The organism is Paraburkholderia phenazinium, assembly GCF_900141745.1.
In the GTDB taxonomy this organism is placed as follows: domain Bacteria; phylum Pseudomonadota; class Gammaproteobacteria; order Burkholderiales; family Burkholderiaceae; genus Paraburkholderia; species Paraburkholderia phenazinium_B.
In genome coordinates, this window is the sequence record NZ_FSRM01000002.1 from 164,702 (window position 1) to 179,628 (window position 14,927).

Annotated in this window: 15 protein-coding genes; 4 read left to right on the plus strand and 11 right to left on the minus strand. The window is 62.0% G+C overall.

Features of this window, described 5'->3' with window-relative positions:
• Nucleotides 1–7 precede the first annotated feature (7 nt).
• Genes BUS06_RS20845 through BUS06_RS37900 form a run of 4 tightly spaced genes read right to left on the minus strand, consistent with a single transcriptional unit; the run spans nt 8 to nt 2,757 of the window.
• Nucleotides 8–1,024 carry a flippase-like domain-containing protein gene (locus BUS06_RS20845; protein WP_074266347.1) on the minus strand — a complete coding sequence of 339 codons (1,017 nt, stop codon included), beginning with the start codon at nt 1,022–1,024 and terminating at the stop codon, nt 8–10.
• A complete protein-coding gene (locus tag BUS06_RS20850) occupies nt 1,021–1,842 on the minus strand; it encodes a HalD/BesD family halogenase (protein WP_074266348.1) in 822 nt (273 codons plus the stop codon). The genes BUS06_RS20845 and BUS06_RS20850 overlap by 4 nt, the downstream gene beginning before the upstream one ends.
• Complete coding sequence (locus tag BUS06_RS20855) at nt 1,839–2,522, minus strand: CDP-alcohol phosphatidyltransferase family protein (protein ID WP_074266349.1); 684 nt, start codon at nt 2,520–2,522, stop codon at nt 1,839–1,841. Before BUS06_RS20855 ends, BUS06_RS20850 begins: the two co-directional genes overlap by 4 nt.
• Before the next feature lie 58 nt (nt 2,523–2,580).
• The gene (locus BUS06_RS37900) at nt 2,581–2,757 is read right to left on the minus strand and encodes a hypothetical protein (RefSeq protein WP_167379413.1); all 177 of its coding nucleotides are present in this window, start codon (nt 2,755–2,757) and stop codon (nt 2,581–2,583) included.
• Between BUS06_RS37900 and BUS06_RS20860 the strand changes: the two genes are divergently transcribed.
• Nucleotides 2,749–3,189 carry a hypothetical protein gene (locus BUS06_RS20860; RefSeq protein WP_074266350.1) on the plus strand — a complete coding sequence of 147 codons (441 nt, stop codon included), beginning with the start codon at nt 2,749–2,751 and terminating at the stop codon, nt 3,187–3,189. The genes BUS06_RS37900 and BUS06_RS20860 overlap by 9 nt on opposite strands.
• Nucleotides 3,190–3,240: 51 nt before the next feature.
• Here BUS06_RS20860 and BUS06_RS20865 read toward each other — a convergent pair whose 3' ends face one another.
• On the minus strand, nt 3,241–3,777 hold the full coding sequence (locus BUS06_RS20865) for a hypothetical protein (protein WP_074266351.1): 537 nt from the start codon (nt 3,775–3,777) through the stop codon (nt 3,241–3,243).
• A 630-nt stretch (nt 3,778–4,407) separates the two neighbouring features.
• On the opposite strand from BUS06_RS20865, the gene BUS06_RS20870 reads away from it, so the two are divergent.
• The 3 genes from BUS06_RS20870 (at nt 4,408) to BUS06_RS20880 (ending at nt 6,878) form a co-directional block, all read left to right on the plus strand.
• Nucleotides 4,408–5,565, plus strand: coding sequence for a porin (locus tag BUS06_RS20870; protein ID WP_074266352.1), 1,158 nt, complete (start codon nt 4,408–4,410; stop codon nt 5,563–5,565).
• A gap of 273 nt (nt 5,566–5,838) precedes the next feature.
• Nucleotides 5,839–6,183, plus strand: a complete 345-nt coding sequence (locus tag BUS06_RS20875) for a sugar ABC transporter ATPase (protein WP_143787626.1) — start codon at nt 5,839–5,841, stop codon at nt 6,181–6,183.
• 176 nt (nt 6,184–6,359) lie between these two features.
• Nucleotides 6,360–6,878, plus strand: a complete 519-nt coding sequence (locus tag BUS06_RS20880) for a metal-dependent hydrolase (RefSeq protein ID WP_074266354.1) — start codon at nt 6,360–6,362, stop codon at nt 6,876–6,878.
• Nucleotides 6,879–6,911: 33 nt separating this feature from the next.
• On the opposite strand, the gene BUS06_RS20885 is transcribed toward BUS06_RS20880, so the two are convergent.
• The 6 genes from BUS06_RS20885 to BUS06_RS20910 all read right to left on the minus strand — a co-directional run bounded on the left by BUS06_RS20885 (nt 6,912) and on the right by BUS06_RS20910 (nt 14,891).
• Nucleotides 6,912–8,117, minus strand: coding sequence for an aminotransferase-like domain-containing protein (locus tag BUS06_RS20885; RefSeq protein WP_074266355.1), 1,206 nt, complete (start codon nt 8,115–8,117; stop codon nt 6,912–6,914).
• Nucleotides 8,118–8,387: 270 nt separating this feature from the next.
• On the minus strand, nt 8,388–9,560 hold the full coding sequence (locus BUS06_RS20890) for an NAD(P)/FAD-dependent oxidoreductase (protein WP_074266356.1): 1,173 nt from the start codon (nt 9,558–9,560) through the stop codon (nt 8,388–8,390).
• Nucleotides 9,561–9,630: 70 nt separating this feature from the next.
• The gene (gene amaB, locus BUS06_RS20895; RefSeq protein ID WP_074266357.1) at nt 9,631–11,130 is read right to left on the minus strand and encodes an L-piperidine-6-carboxylate dehydrogenase; all 1,500 of its coding nucleotides are present in this window, start codon (nt 11,128–11,130) and stop codon (nt 9,631–9,633) included.
• 334 nt (nt 11,131–11,464) lie between these two features.
• Nucleotides 11,465–12,352, minus strand: coding sequence for a LysR family transcriptional regulator (locus tag BUS06_RS20900; protein ID WP_074266358.1), 888 nt, complete (start codon nt 12,350–12,352; stop codon nt 11,465–11,467).
• A gap of 194 nt (nt 12,353–12,546) precedes the next feature.
• On the minus strand, nt 12,547–13,314 hold the full coding sequence (locus tag BUS06_RS20905; protein ID WP_083611543.1) for an alpha/beta fold hydrolase: 768 nt from the start codon (nt 13,312–13,314) through the stop codon (nt 12,547–12,549).
• Between the two features lie 170 nt (nt 13,315–13,484).
• Entirely contained in the window at nt 13,485–14,891 is a 1,407-nt protein-coding gene (locus tag BUS06_RS20910; protein WP_074266359.1) for an MFS transporter, read from the minus strand.
• Between the last annotated feature and the right edge of the window lie 36 nt (nt 14,892–14,927).

A 14,927-nucleotide genomic window follows, 5' to 3' on the forward strand; every position in this document is an offset into this window, starting at 1 on the left:
TCCCTTTCTAAAAGTAAGATTTGTCGACAGCCGGCACCTGCGTCGCGCGCCGACGCTGCCAGTTTCTTTCACTGAAATGCAAGTACAACAGGCCCGGCAAGCCAAGCAGGAGCTCACGGGCGCGCTTGGCAAGCGACAGCGCCAGCGCCGCCTCCGGCGGCAAGCCGACAAGCGGCGCGAGCAGCAGATAACCGCCCTCCTGCACGCCAAGCGAACCGGGAATCGCAAACGCAGCGCCGCGAATTGCCTGACCCAGGCTTTCGAGCAGCAACGCATCGATCCAGCCCACCGGATGACCGAGGAAGCGCAGCGCAAGCCACACTTCCACGGTGCCGACGATCCAGCCTACCAGGCTCAGCGCAAAACTCGCCAACACGCGGGCGCGGTCGCGATAGAGCGCCTGCACGGCACCATCGACGGCATCGGCGCGCATCGTGAGCGATGACCAGTCGCGCTTGCCGAACACCTTCGACACCACCCGCAAAAGCCGTCCAAACAGGCCGCGGCGCTGGGCGAAGAAGAACAGCGCAATCATTCCGGCGAGTATAGCGGTGGCAATAAAAGTTGCGGTGCGCAGATCGTGCAGCGCGCCTTGCGCCGCGTAGGCGCCGAACAGCAGCAGGCCGAGCACGGCAAAAACGATTTGCGCGAGCGCCTGCAGCGTGGTGCTGACCGTGATCGCGGCGGCCGCATCGCGCATGCGCATGCCGCGTTGCGACAGTTGCCGCACGATCACCACAGGGCCGCCAATCTGTCCGGCCGGCAACAGGCTGTTGACCGACTCGCCGGTCCAGCGCGCCAGCAGCGCATCGAGCGCGCTTACACCGTCGCGCCGGCGGTCGAACAGCACGGCGATCGCCGCCGAATCGAGCACCAGCGGCACGAGATGGAATGCGGCCACCAGCGCCAGGCCCCAACCGGCCGCCATCAGCGTCGACGTAACGGAACCAAGGCCCTGCCAGGCGAGCAGCGCGACGAACAGCGCCACGCCGATCGTCAGCAGGATCACGGCCGCGCGAGTCATGCGCCGGCCCCTTTGCCTTTGACCATCTGACGGAACACCTGGCGGAAGCCGAAGTAGGCGATCGCGTCTTTCATGTTCGAGATGAAACGCCGCCACGGGCGCATGTTCGGATCGGTAACGTATTCAAACGTCAGCGAGACGCGGAATTCGTTGGCGCCAGCCGGCGTGATGCGGTGGCGCAGCTTGTCGCCGTCGAAAAACACCAGGCCGCCCGGTGGAATCTGCACGGAGCCCGGCACGTCCGGCACGTCCGGGTTGCGCGTGTGCAGTTCGTAATCGAGACGGCACGACGACTCGTCGATCACGCCAAGCAGCAGCGTATAGCGACGGCCGTCGTAGTAAGAGGTGTCGTAGTGCCAGCCAATATGGTCGCCCGGCCGCATGTAGTAGTACAGCGCATAGGCGTGCGGATCGTCCGCCGGCGAAACCATCAGCTTGTCGCCGCTCAACTGCTCCAGCCAGCCGATCAGCTCTTTCGAGCGATACAGCTCGGCAATGAATGGCGCGAGACGGTCGATCGTGTGACGGCTGACACTGCCGCCCTGCTTGTGCCCCGGCAGGTAATTGCGGTTCACCTCGTCGAGCAACGCGCGGGCGCTATGCACCAGTTGCGCCGTCACCTCGGGCGCCAGGAAGTCTTCCATGTAGAGGAAGGCGCCCTGATCGGCGAATTCCTTGCGCAGACCGGCTGTGTCGAACTGGCGTGTACGGCCGGCGACTGCGCGATCCGCCTCGGGAGCGGCCGCGGGCGCTGGTGCGCCGGACACCTGCTGGAACGACGCCTGCCTGACCACGTGCTCTTCGGCCTGCGTACTCATTGACTAACCTGCATCTGACTGGTCTCGGCCACGGGGCGTGCATTGCGACGCAGCGCGCGGCGATAGTCGACGATCACCCAGATGGCAAAAAGCGGCGCGCCGATCGAAGCAGCCACCACGAACGGCGTGATGATGCCCGTCAGCGTGACGAGTGGCAGCAGGTACAGCACGTCTTCGGTCTCGAAACCGGCCACCGATGCCTGTTTGGTGCCCGATTTTCCTTCCATGTCTTCAATCCGCATACGCAGGAAGAAAATCACGGCGACCGCCACTCCGGCCAGTCCTCCAAGGAACCCGCCCGGCAAGACCCGGCCGACTTCGTGCACCGGGCCAATGCCAAGGCCCAAGCCAACGAACAGCAGGACCGTCACCAGGGCGTCGCACGCCAGATCGTAAAAATGACCGATCCGGCTCGACTTGCCGCTGATGCGCGCGAGCTCGCCGTCCGTGTGGTCGACGAAGTTCGACAGCACGATCAGCAGTGCGCCTGCATTGGCCCATACAAACCCGCCACGGGCCAAGCCCAGCGCGCCCGCGACGCCGATCAGGAGGCGCAGGGTGGTCAGGTGATTAGGGGTGACAAACGTGTTCACCAGCGGCGTCACGAGCCGGCGGGCAAGTCTCGCGTCCCACGTTTTTGGGACCGGAACGTTTTTTAGGGCTATTGGTCGCGAATTCATAACCCGGAAATATATACGGTTACAGGAAATCTTGCTCTTCTCCGCAACAAAAATCCCTCTAACCGTTGACAGGAGCGGACTTCAGCACGAATCCCCGAACGTTGGTAAAGTGCGAATCCAGTTGCGCCTGTAACGCCGTGTAATCCAGATGCGCAACCCGCGCGGCGGCCCTTCCAGCCTTGCCGTGCGGCGAATTTGCCATTTCGACCACGCTACCCTGAAGGCCATGAAGCACGTTTTTTCCATCGCCCTGCTCGTCTTGTCTGCGACAGCCCTGCCGCTTGCCGGCCACGCCGCCACGGCGCTCGACGCGTCGCTTGCCTGCAACGAATCCGGACATCAGTTCATCGCGGACCTCGCCCAGCAGCAACTGATCGAGGCAACGCCGATGCGCGTCGAAAGCAATTCGATCAATGCATTCAAGCCGGCCAAAAGCGCCGACCTGACCGCCTTCGGCTTTCACGTGTTCGCGGTGGTCGGCTTCGAGAAGGACGATCCGATGTTCCGTACCGGCGACGGCGAGCCGCTTGCCAATTCAGCTTACGGCGCCGTGGTGTGGGGCAGCGATTCGAGCGTGCAGGAGGCGGTCACGCAGGCCGGCAGCACGGCGGCAATCGTGCATCACGTCGCCCCGCACGTTACGGCAATTTTCTGCAAGCGGAATTGAGAACGGGTGCGAGCGCCGCGCCCGGAGATCTCACCCCGGTTTGGCGCGGACTCAGCCCGGACGCCGAAAGCCGTCTGCCACCCACGCGGTAGCGTTTGCTTTGCCTAGCTTGAAGTTAGGCGCCACTTTCACCTGCGCGAGCTGTTCGCCAAAAGCGTCGAACGCGGTCAACAACGCGTAGGGATCATCTTCGCTCGGCACGATGTCGAGCGTGACCGCCAGTTCCCCGTCGCCGGACGGCGAATCCACTGTGACCCGTTTGTGCAGCATGGCGTGCAGCTGCTGCTCATGGCGGCGCAATACCTCCGACGCCGTCTTCACCAACGTATTGAAAGCACCCGTATCGAGCGGTTTCGGGTTCTTCTTGTCACGTCCCATCGTCCATGGTCCGACCAGCGCAGGCTCCGCCTCGCCGTCCTTGATCATTTCCACCGCCCAGCCGTCGTCGTCTTCGTTCTTGATGACGCGCGCCGTCCAGCCGTCATCGCGCCACAAACGCGCTTCGTGCTGGATCTCGGGCACGTCGGGGAGGTCTTCCGTCGCGGAATCGGCCGCGGTGTCGGGCGAAGGAAGGGACTTGTCGGTCATTGCAGGGTCGCTCAGGTTTGGAACAGGTTCATCAGCACAGGGCTCAGGGTTCGATTCTACCTGTCCGCGCGACCGCCAAGGACGGCCTACGCCTTTCAGCCAAGGTGGCCGATTGTTTCCATTTATAGAAAAATGTTTTTCGAAATTACCAGGAACTTATAATCGAATTCAATACAGAATAAAAAAACGCGGCCCGAAGGCCGCGTATAAACAGATGAAAAAGACACCCTCGGTCAAAGGGTGCGCTTAATTGTAAATCGAGTAACCCGGCGTAATCGCAACAACAAATGGAATAATCTCTTTCGCGAAACTTAAGAATCGAAATCCTGTCGCCCGGCCAACAGCCCGTAAGTCGCTGAGCCGCCAGGGACGGGCGTCGCGCACGTGCAACATCAAAACAGTTGACAACATCGTGACGCCCAATAAATCAAACAGAAATTCACTTTATTTACTTGCACTTACGTCTGATCAAACGCGCCATTCCTGATTCGGAAAAGCATTGTTGCGTCATACAACGCAAATCAATGGATTAGACGGAATACACTTCGCTGCGAATCACTAGGCGGCCGGCGGCGTCGGCATTAAGTCCTATATCGCGATTCTCTACGGACTGTCTCGGAGTTAAAAAGCATGAAAAAAACCCTCATCATCGCGGGCATCATGGGCGCGTTCGCCATCAACGCCCACGCACAAAGCAGCGTCACGTTGTACGGCACGCTGGATGCCGGTCTGGTCTACACGAACAACCAGGGTGGCCACAATAACTGGCAACAAGGTAGCGGCACGGTGTCGGATACGTACTTCGGCCTGCGCGGCAGCGAAGACCTCGGCGGCGGCCTGCATGCCATCTTCACGTTGGAAGACGGCTTCAACATTAACAACGGCCAGTTCAACGAAAGCAACACGTTGTTCAACCGTCAGGCTTTCGTCGGTCTGCAAAGCGACCAGTACGGTACGCTGACCCTCGGCCGTCAATATGACTCCGTGGTCGACTACCTCGGTCCGCTGTCGGAAGCAGGTTCGGGCTACGGCAACAACCTCGCCGCCCACCCGTTCGACAACGACAACCTCGACAACTCGTTCTCGATCAAGAACGCAGTCAAATACCAGAGCGCGAACTACGCCGGTTTCCACTTCGGCGGCTTGTACGGCTTCAGCAACGACGCTGGCCAGTTCGCGAACAACCGCGCATATAGCGCCGGCGCTTCGTACACCAACGGCCCGTTGAATGTTGCAGCTGCCTACCTGCAGATGAACAACTCACTGGGCAGCTCGAACTCGGGCGGCGCGGTGTCGGCAGGCGCAGGCAACGACGCCAACCTGACGGCAGCAACGCAGCGCACGTATGGCGTGGGCGCGAATTACTCGTTCGGTCCGGCTACGGTTGGTCTGCTGTACACGCACACACAGGACGACAACCTGATCGCTGGCGACCAGAACGGCGTGGGCTTCACGGTGCCGACGGGTACGAACCTGCACCTCGACAACTATGAAGTCAACGGCAAGTACGCTCTGACTCCGGCGCTGAGCCTGAACGCGGCGTACACGTTCACGAACGGCCATGCGACGGGCGGCACGAGCGATGGCGATCCGAAGTGGCAAACCGTTTCGCTGCAGGCTGACTACTCGCTCAGCAAGCGCACCGACTTCTACCTGGAAGGTGTGTACCAGCATGCGTCGGGCTCGTTGGGCGATGGCAGCGCGAACGTGGCTATGATCAACACGCTGTCGCCGTCGTCGACCGGCAACCAGGTCGCAGCGACCGTCGGTCTGCGTCACCGCTTCTAATGAAGCTGCGGACCGGATCGAACGATCCGGTCTGTTGAGACTGCTGAACAGCGCACGCGTGACACGATCACGCGTGCGTTTTTTTATGGGCGCGCGAAACGCACAAGTGTCGAACCGTCATGCATACGCAGGTATACTCGCTGCAGCCGCCTTCCACGCTGCAGGCCTCATCAGGCGCTCGCCGCGGTTGACCGGCGGCTTCGTCGCGGAGCACCACGTTCTCCGCCCATGGCCCAGTTCCCGCGCCCGACCGGGAGCGCCGACGATCCGATCATGAAAAAACTTCTTCTGTTACTCGTTCCCACAGCACTCACGCTTGCGGCCTGCGGCTCGTCCGGTCCCGCGCGCGATGCGTCGCAACCGCTGGTGTTCGTGACGTCGCAACGCACCACCTCCGACATTACAGAATGCCTGGAGAGCCGTCTTTCGCGCGTACGGGCATCGTCCGTGGGCGGAGCGACCGAACTGGCCGTTGGATCGGATTCCAACACTTCGTACTTCGTTACACTTACGCCTGCCAGTGCCGGGTCCGTCATCAAGGTGATGCGGCCGGCCAACTCGCCGGACGATCCGCCGGAACCGGAAATGCGCTTCGATATCGCGCGCTGCGCGACCTAAGCAGCGGGCATCGCGTCTGCGCTTTGCGCGGCGCTTGCCGCTTGACGAATGTGAGTGAGTCTCTCGCGCCGCGCCTGCACTGCACGCGCGGCGCTGTCTTTTTGCGCGGGCATCTGCGAATATAACGGCCCTTCGTATTCGTAATCAGACGGCGCACGTGGCGCCGCGCACTTCCGATGGCATCGAACAAAGCACATCACGCTACCGGCTTCGCGGCCGGTGTTATCGCCGCGGCTATCGTCGCGCGCAGTGGCGCGGGCGGCCCGTTTCATCTGTGGGTGTTGTCGAGTTTTATCGCCGCCGTGGCCGGCGGTACGGCGCCCGACTGGATGGAAGTGGCATGGTGGTCGCGCAAGCGGCGCCTGTGGATCACTCACCGCACCGTCACGCATTGGGGCATTGGGTGGGTCGTGTTGCTGGTGTTGTCGTATCGTTGGCTTGGGCTACCGCATCCGTTTGCGGCAATCGCGTTTGGCTTTGCTTGCGGCGGCTTGATGCATTTACTCGCAGATTGGCCTAACCCGCTTGGCGTGCCATGGATTGCAGGCCGTCACTCGCTTAACTGGTGGAATAGCGGGCACTGCGATCTGCTGGTGGTCGGGGCTTCGTGGATCGCCGCGTGGTTTGTGGCTGGCCATGTCTGGCTACATGGCGTGCATGGGTTTGCGTTGTTGCAGCATTTGCGGGCGGGTTAGGCTATCGATGACGCGCACGCCCCGTCGCAATCGTCACGCCCCGCCAAACGCGTCAAGCGCCCGCTTCAACCGCAGCACACCTTCTTCGATATCGCTCACGCCCGGTGCCGCAAACGACAATCGCAGCGACGCCAGGTCAACGTTGTCCTTATAAAACGCGACGCCGGGCACAAACATCACGTTCTGTTCGATACACGCCTTCAGATAAACGGACGCATCGAATCCGCCGCCGAGCCGCCCCCATACGAACATCCCGCCCGCTGGACGATGAAACGCAATCTCGTCTTTCAGATGCGTCTGGAGACCATCGCACAGCGTCCTGCATTTCAATGCGTAGGCCGCGATGATCTGCGGCAGATGCGCTTCAAGCGCGCCGCTCGCGAGATATTCCGCTGCAATCACCTGAGTCAGGGACGAGGTACACAGATCCACGGTCTGCTTGGCGACCGTACAGCGCCGCAGAATCTCCGCATGTGCCACAGTCCAGCCCACTCGCAAACCCGGCGCCACGATCTTCGACAAACTCGAAAAGTGCACGAGCCAATCGCGCGAGCCGGGCACCTGGGCACTCAACGCGAGCAGCGAGGGCACCGCCTCACCGGCAAACCGCAGATCCCCGTATGGGTCATCTTCAATGACGAGAAACTGATGCCGCGCCGCCAGCTTCAGCAATGCAATGCGGCGGTCATGGGAAAGCGTCGCGCCGGTCGGATTCGCGAATGTGGGCACCGTGTAAAGCAGCTTCGGCGCGCGCTTGAGCGTGCCCGCTTCGAGTAGCGCGGTCAACGCAACCACGTCGAGGCCGTCCTGATCGACCGGGATCGTAATCACCTCGGCTTGCTGCAACTTGAGCGCCTGCAGCGTCGCCGGATAAGCCGGCTGTTCGACCAGTACGATGTCACCAGCGCCCACCATTACGCGCAGCAGCAGATCGAAGCCTTGCTGCGAGCCCGTGGTCACCAGTAATTCCTGCGGCGTACATGGCGTGCCGCGCCGCGTCATCAGTCTGGCAAGCTCCTCTTTGAGGACCGGCAAGCCGTCGGTTGGGCCATATTGCAAACACAGCGCGCTCTGTTCCGACGCGCGTGCTGTCGCTGCATCAAGACCTGCCCGATCGAACAGGTCGCTCGCCGGATAGCCGCCTGCAAACGAGATCATGCCCGGCTGTCCCAGGTATTTGAACAGCTCACGAATCGGCGAGCCAGACGGTGCTTCGAACGGTGGAGTGAACGAGAACATGGTGTCGAAACGGTAGACCGCGGGCTCGTGGCCAGCAGTTAAGTGAGTGGGGCAAAAGGTTCGGCTTTAAGAGCTCAGGGCGCTCCGTGAGCCAACGCCAACGTAGATTGTGGTCAGCAACCCCACGCGCGGCAAACGATATCTAATCACTACGTTTTGAGTTTTCGGAATCACTCGGCGCAAAAAAACCCGGCGCGAGGCCGGGTTCAGCTAACGCATTCCCAAAGGCGCCGGCAACATGACGCACAACGCAACTGCACTTGTCCGCACCTAGACAACATTCTTTTCGACGATCGGCCGGTTCTCCAGCACGCGCTCAAAATTGAGCGACGACAGATCGAGCGTCGTATAACGCCCGTTCAGAATCAGTTCACTGACGCCGCGCCCGGTGGCCGGCCCTTGCTGCAAGCCATGACCGCTAAACCCGTTGGCGAAGATACAGTTATCGACATCAGGATGATGGCCGATGATCGCGTTCTGATCCAGAACGTTATATTCGTAGTAGCCCGACCAGCAATTCTGCACGCGCAGCGCTTCAAATTGCGGCACGCGATGCGCCAGCGTCGGCCAGATCACCTCATCGAACAGCGCGTGGTCGACTTCGTCGAGCGGCAGATCGTCCGGATCGTTATCCGCACTCGGCGACGTCCCGCAGATAAACGACTTGCCTTCAGGCCGGAAATAGACGCCGGTCGGATCGATCAGCAACGGACAGTGTTCCAGTCGCGCAGGCGAACTGACGTTGAAAATACTGCGGCGGCGCGCGAATATCGGAATGTCGATGCCGATCATCTGAGCGATCTTGCGCGACCACGCTCCCGCCGCATTCACCACCACGTCGCAGGGGAAAGTCTCGCCGCCCGCCGTCACCACTTGCGTGACTCGCTTGCCGTCGCGATCCAATGCTGTCACCGCATCGGCCATGTAGCGTGCGCCCAGCGCCTGCGCCTTCTTGCGCAAAGCCTGCACGAGGCCATAGCCATCGAACCAGCCCTCGCCGCTTTCCCCATAAGCGCCCGCCACCAGATCCTCGGTATTGAGCCACGGGAAACGTGCCTGCAATGCCGCTTTCTCGAGCAGACTGATGTCGGCGCCAAGGCTTTTCTGCAGCGCGTGATTCTCGCGCAAGGTGCGCTCGCCGGCCGGCGTGGCAAGGAACAGGTAGCCGCCTTCATGCAGATCGATCGAAGGTTTTGCACCGTCGATCTCCAGACGCTCGCCGATTGAACGCAAGAACTCGATGCCGAACAGCGACATCTGGATCGAGAGCGGTGTGGAGAACTGCTGACGGATCGACGCCGCCGACAACGCCGACGACGAGCGCGCGTAGGTCGGATCGCGCTCGATCACGGTGACGCTCACGGTCGGGTCCGAAGCCCGCAAGAAATACGCAATCGAGCTGCCGATCACGCCACCGCCGATGATTACGACTTTCGCACTCACGACAAGGCTCCATCGAAAGCAGGCGCTGACCGCACGAACCGTGCGGTCAGCCGGGACATCAGCCGGAAAATCAGCCGATATTGAAGTCGATACCCTGCGCGAGCGGCAGCGCCGACGAGTAATTGACCGTGTTGGTCGCGCGGCGCATATAGGCCTTCCACGCATCCGAACCCGATTCGCGCCCGCCGCCGGTTTCCTTCTCGCCGCCAAACGCGCCGCCGATTTCCGCGCCGCTCGGTCCGATGTTCACATTGGCAATCCCGCAATCGCTACCGGCAGCGGACAGGAAACGCTCTGCTTCACGCAGATCCGTGGTGAACACGCAGGAGGACAGACCATGCACCGCAGCGTTGTTCGCGTCGACCGCATCCGCGAAGTCCGAGTAGCGCAGCACGTAGAGAATCGGCGCGAAGGTTTCCTTCAGCACAACCGCCGTTTGCGACGGCATTTCGACGAGCGCCGGGCGCACGTAATAGCCGCTTTCGTAGCCCTTCACCTCGACGCGCTCGCCGCCGAACACCTTGCCGCCTTCCGCGACCGCCTGCTGCAGCGCTTCCTGCATACGGTTGAACGACTGCTTGTCGATCAGCGGACCCATCAGCGTGCCCTTCTCTAGCGGGTTGCCGATCGGCACCTTGCTGTAAAGCTGCTTCAGACGCTCGATGGTCTTGTCATACACGCTGTCGTGCACGAACAGGCGGCGCAGGGACGTGCAGCGCTGGCCCGCCGTGCCGACCGCGGAGAACAGGATGCCGCGCATGGCCAGTTCATGATCGGCGCTTTGCGCGACGATGCCGGCGTTGTTGCCGCCCAGTTCCAATAGCGAGCGGCCAAAGCGCTTCGCCACTTCGACGCCAACCGTACGGCCCATTTCAGTGCTGCCGGTAGCGCTGACGATCGACGCACGCGGATCGGCAACGAGTTTCGCGCCCACGTCGCGGCCACCGTTGATCAACGCGGTGAGGCCTTCGGGCGCATCGCCGAATTCCTTCAGCGCTTCGGCGAGAATCTGGTTGACGGCCAGCGCGGTGAGCGGGGTTTTTTCGGACGGCTTCCAGATCACGGCGTTGCCGCACACCAGCGCCAGCGCGGCATTCCACGACCAGACGGCGGCCGGGAAGTTGAACGCGGAGATCACGACGCAGGTGCCCATGGGATGCCACGATTCGGCCATGCGGTGGCCCGGACGCTCCGAGGCGATGGTCAGGCCGTATAGCTGACGCGACAGGCCGACCGCGAAGTCGCAAATATCGATCATTTCCTGCACTTCGCCGAGACCTTCCTGGAGGATCTTGCCGGTTTCGAGCGTAATGATGCTGCCCAGCGCCTGCTTTTTCTCGCGCAGACGGTTGCCCAGCAGGCGTACCAGTTCGCCGCGGCGCGGCGCCGGCACATTGCGCCAGACGTTGAACGCGTGCTTGGCATTGGCGAGCGCCGCGTCGACGTCGGCGACGGTATGGCTGGCCACGCGGCCGATGAGCTCGCCGGAGATTGGCGAATGAACCGCGATGTCGCCGGCTTGCGCCGCCTGGGCGATGCCGAGATCGGCGAGGATGGTCGAAGCGTTCATAACAGGAATCCCTTAAATTTCCAATACGAAACAAGAGTAAGTTCGGAAACTATACACGCGGGGGTTTATGGCGGCAAGCGCAATTGCGGCGGGGTCTGCGGCTCAGGTCACGGGCGCATCAGTCCGCGCCGCCTGGAGGCTTGCAGCATATAGGATAGGCGGATTTCCGGGGACCCGCTCGCGGCGGTGCGTAGCCTTTCTATCAGGACAATTTCGTTTCCTATACGAAATATTCTCGATCCGGAAACGTGTCTAGGTCGCGGCTGCCTCGCGCGCCCAGCGGACATGTCTTCGAACGCCGCTTCGAGCCTTCGGGCGCCTTCGAGTGCATACCTCAATTGCCCGCCATCAACCGGTCGACCAGTGCCCGCGCAAACGGCGGCAAATCCTTGACGCTGCGCACGCAGATCTTCAGCTTGCGCTCCGCCCACGCGTCGTTCAGGCGCACAAGGGCAATCTGCATGGTCTTTCCATGGCGCAGCGCGACAGACTCCGGCACGATGCCGATGCCCACACCTGCCTCGATCATCCGACAGGCCGCCTCGAAGTTGCCCACCTGAATGCGCAGTTTGAGCCGCACACCCAGCGTATCGGCCGCGCTCGTCACAAACGCGTGAATCGCGCTCGCGGTGGGCAAGCCGACGAAGTTGTCCTCGAGCGTCTGCGCGAAATCGACCGAACGCTCATGTGCGAGTGCATGGTCTTTCGAGGTGACAAGGATCAACCGGTCGTCCCGATACGGCAGCATCTCCAGATGCTCGGCGTGCATGTTGCCTGCAACGATGCCGATGTCGGTCGCGCTATCCGCGACGCCTTTGACGATCTCGCCGCTCAGCACTTCGCGCAAGTCGATGTTGACATCGGGATGGTCGCGCAGGAAATGGCTCAGGACATTGGGCAGGAATTCGCTGATCGCCGTGGTGTTGGCCCAGATCCGCACATGGCCCTTGATGCCTTCGCCGTACTCCTGCATGTCGCCCGCCAGATGCTCGACTCGCTCGAGCACGAGCCGGGCGTGGTGGACGAACGCCTCGCCGGCTGGCGTCGGCGTCACCCCCTGGCTGGTTCGATAGAGCAGTTTGAAGCCGAGCTGCTCCTCCAGGTTCTTGATCCGGTTGCTCGCCGCCGGTGCCGAAAGGTGGGAACGCTCCGCCGCGCGGGCAAGGTTTTTCGTGTCGGCAACGTTGATGATGAGCCGCAGGTCTACAAAGTCGAAATGCATGACGAAAGCCGATGGAGTGAGCGCCGGTGCGCCGACAACCACCTACAGGCGGACGGCAGCAACGCAAAGACCCATCTTAACCGGGCGCGAAACGGCGTTTCAATTAGCCGAATGGCTAGCCTCGGTACGGCCTGCGGGGCCATCGTCTCCCGCACGGCGCAGCGGCAGTCTGCGCCGACTCCCCCTCGCTTCCCTCAGACAAACGCCATCAGTTTCTCCGCCAGCGCTTCCGGCGCGCTGACCATGGCATCGTGTCCCGTAGCAATCTCATCCCACGCCCAGTCCTTCTGCGCTTTCACAAAGTCACGGCTGCTTTGCAAAGGGGCGTACACGGGATCGACGCACTGGATGTAGACCTTCGGAAGCGCGCCACCCACCGGGCCCGTCAAAGCAATAGGATCGTCGAACGTCTTCAACGGATGCGGTGTGCAATACCGCTCTAGCAATGCGACCTGATCGGGCTCGAACACGCCGAATGCGCTCGCGGGCGGTACCGGGATGGTCAAACCGTTACTGGTTTCCAGCGCGAGTTGCCTACGCGCCGCGGCGATCTCCGGCGCGAGCCGCGAAAACGCCGTCTCCCCATTAGACAGCACGACTGCGTCGAGAAACACCAGTTGACGGATACGCTGCGGCACGCGATCGGCAGCGCCAGCGATTGATATGCCGCCGAAGCTGTGCCCGACCAGAATCACATCGGAGAGGTCGTGCTGCTCGAGCACATCGACGACGTCCTGAATGAAGACCTGCAGATCGATTTGCGGCGACAGCAGATTGCTTCGCTCGCCAAGCCCGCTTAGCGTCGGCGTGAACACGCGATGCCCGTTCGAGCGGAGGATCTGCGCGACCGCTTCCCAACACCAGCCGCCGTGCCAGGCGCCGTGGACCAGTACGTAGGTGTGGGACTTCGTGTGCGCCGGCGTAGCCGTTGGCGCATTGGCAGGGGCATCGGACTGAGTCAACGGCGTCTCCTTCGGAAGCTGCGGATGCGGGCCTCGCGTTGTGCGATGTGCCACGTGGGCGGAAGCCGTCGAACCCCGTGGGCTCCGCGCCAACCGAACCTACATTAAATCACGCGCCCTCTTCTCACGCATTGCCGGCGCTTACCCACGGCAGGCCCCACAACCAAACCTCACACCCTCGCAGACTGCCGCGTCACACCACCAGTCGCCACTTCCACGCCGCCTGCGCCATACATCTCCGTATCCGGGGAAATCTCTTCGAGCGTCTGCTGGCTGGTCTCGATGCGCAACGCGAGAATCGCCACGCTCATCAGCAACAACACACCGCCGACCATGGCAAGCACACCCGTCACGCCGAAATGGGTGTATAGCAGCAGCGCGACATAAGGCGTCGTCATCGAAGCCGCCCGCCCGCAGGTCCCGGCGATGCCAGTACCACGCAAGCGATGCGCCGTCGGAAACAACTCCGGGATATACCCGAACAGCCCCAGCGTGCAGACCGTATAAATCGCGGTGACGAGCGCGAACCCGACGAGTGAGATCGCCGCAGGCGCACGCATCTGCACATAGATCAGGGCCAGCACGATCGTCACGATGGAAAACAGCACGAGGCCGTTACGTCGTCCCATACGGTCGGTCACAAAGTAGCCGACCACGGCGCCAAACGGCGCGCCGAACGACATCAGCAGCACAAAGCCGAGCGACTGTACGATCGTCAACCCTTCCTTGACGAAGAACGTCGGCAGCCAGGCCACGAAACCGTACAGCGACATATTGATAGCCATACAGGTGAGTGCGGCCACCAGCGTGCGGCCGATCATCCCGCGCGCAAACAGCGCAGACAGCGGCGCCGCAGGCACTTCGTGGCTCACCACGCGCGCCACCGGCGGCAGCTTGCCGACGCGTACCTCGACCTCTCGCTCGATCGCCGAGACCGTCGCTTCGGCTTCGTCGAGCCGACCCACCGTTTCGAGCCAACGCGGCGACTCCGGCATCCGGTGGCGCAGGAACCAGACAACGAGCGCGCCGACGCCGGCAATCGCAAACATATAGCGCCAGCCCAGATGAGGAATCACCCAGTAGCCGACCGCCGTCGCGCCGAGCAATCCTGAGTTGATGATCAGCGCCAGCAGCGACGTCCAGCGCCCGCGCGTGGCCGGCGGGACGAATTCGCACAGCGTGCCGGCCGCTACCACCAGTTCCGCGCCGAGCCCGACACCCATCAGGAAGCGCAGCAGAATCAGCCAATAGATGTTCGGCGCGAAGCACGCTGCTAGCGACGCGAGACCGAAGATAGCCAGATTCGCCTGATACGAATAGCGTCGGCCGAAGCGGTCGCCGAGATAACCCGACAGACCCGCGCCGATCATCATGCCCATAAAGGTCGCGGAGATGAAGAACGAGCCGAGCCGCAAATCGGTGAAGCCCGTCTTGACCATCGCGGCGAGCGAGCCGTTGGCGAGATAGATGTCGAACGCGTCGAGAAACGCGCCCGCGCCGATCAGGCCGAGGATCTTCCAGTGAAAACGACTGATAGGCAGGCGGTCGAGCCGCGCGCCGGAATTAACGGTAGCCAAGCTTTGTCTCCTGTGTCGACCGGGGTTAGCGCTTTG

Coding starts and splice junctions, on each gene's coding strand:
- BUS06_RS20845 (WP_074266347.1), bottom strand. CDS start 1,024: ATGACTCGCGCGGCCGTGATCCTGCTGACGATCGGCGTGGCGCTGTTC.
- BUS06_RS20850 (WP_074266348.1), bottom strand. CDS start 1,842: ATGAGTACGCAGGCCGAAGAGCACGTGGTCAGGCAGGCGTCGTTCCAG.
- BUS06_RS20855 (WP_074266349.1), bottom strand. CDS start 2,522: ATGAATTCGCGACCAATAGCCCTAAAAAACGTTCCGGTCCCAAAAACG.
- BUS06_RS20860 (WP_074266350.1), top strand. CDS start 2,749: ATGAAGCACGTTTTTTCCATCGCCCTGCTCGTCTTGTCTGCGACAGCC.
- BUS06_RS20865 (WP_074266351.1), bottom strand. CDS start 3,777: ATGACCGACAAGTCCCTTCCTTCGCCCGACACCGCGGCCGATTCCGCG.
- BUS06_RS20870 (WP_074266352.1), top strand. CDS start 4,408: ATGAAAAAAACCCTCATCATCGCGGGCATCATGGGCGCGTTCGCCATC.
- BUS06_RS20875 (WP_143787626.1), top strand. CDS start 5,839: ATGAAAAAACTTCTTCTGTTACTCGTTCCCACAGCACTCACGCTTGCG.
- BUS06_RS20880 (WP_074266354.1), top strand. CDS start 6,360: ATGGCATCGAACAAAGCACATCACGCTACCGGCTTCGCGGCCGGTGTT.
- BUS06_RS20885 (WP_074266355.1), bottom strand. CDS start 8,117: ATGTTCTCGTTCACTCCACCGTTCGAAGCACCGTCTGGCTCGCCGATT.
- amaB (WP_074266357.1), bottom strand. CDS start 11,130: ATGAACGCTTCGACCATCCTCGCCGATCTCGGCATCGCCCAGGCGGCG.
- BUS06_RS20900 (WP_074266358.1), bottom strand. CDS start 12,352: ATGCATTTCGACTTTGTAGACCTGCGGCTCATCATCAACGTTGCCGAC.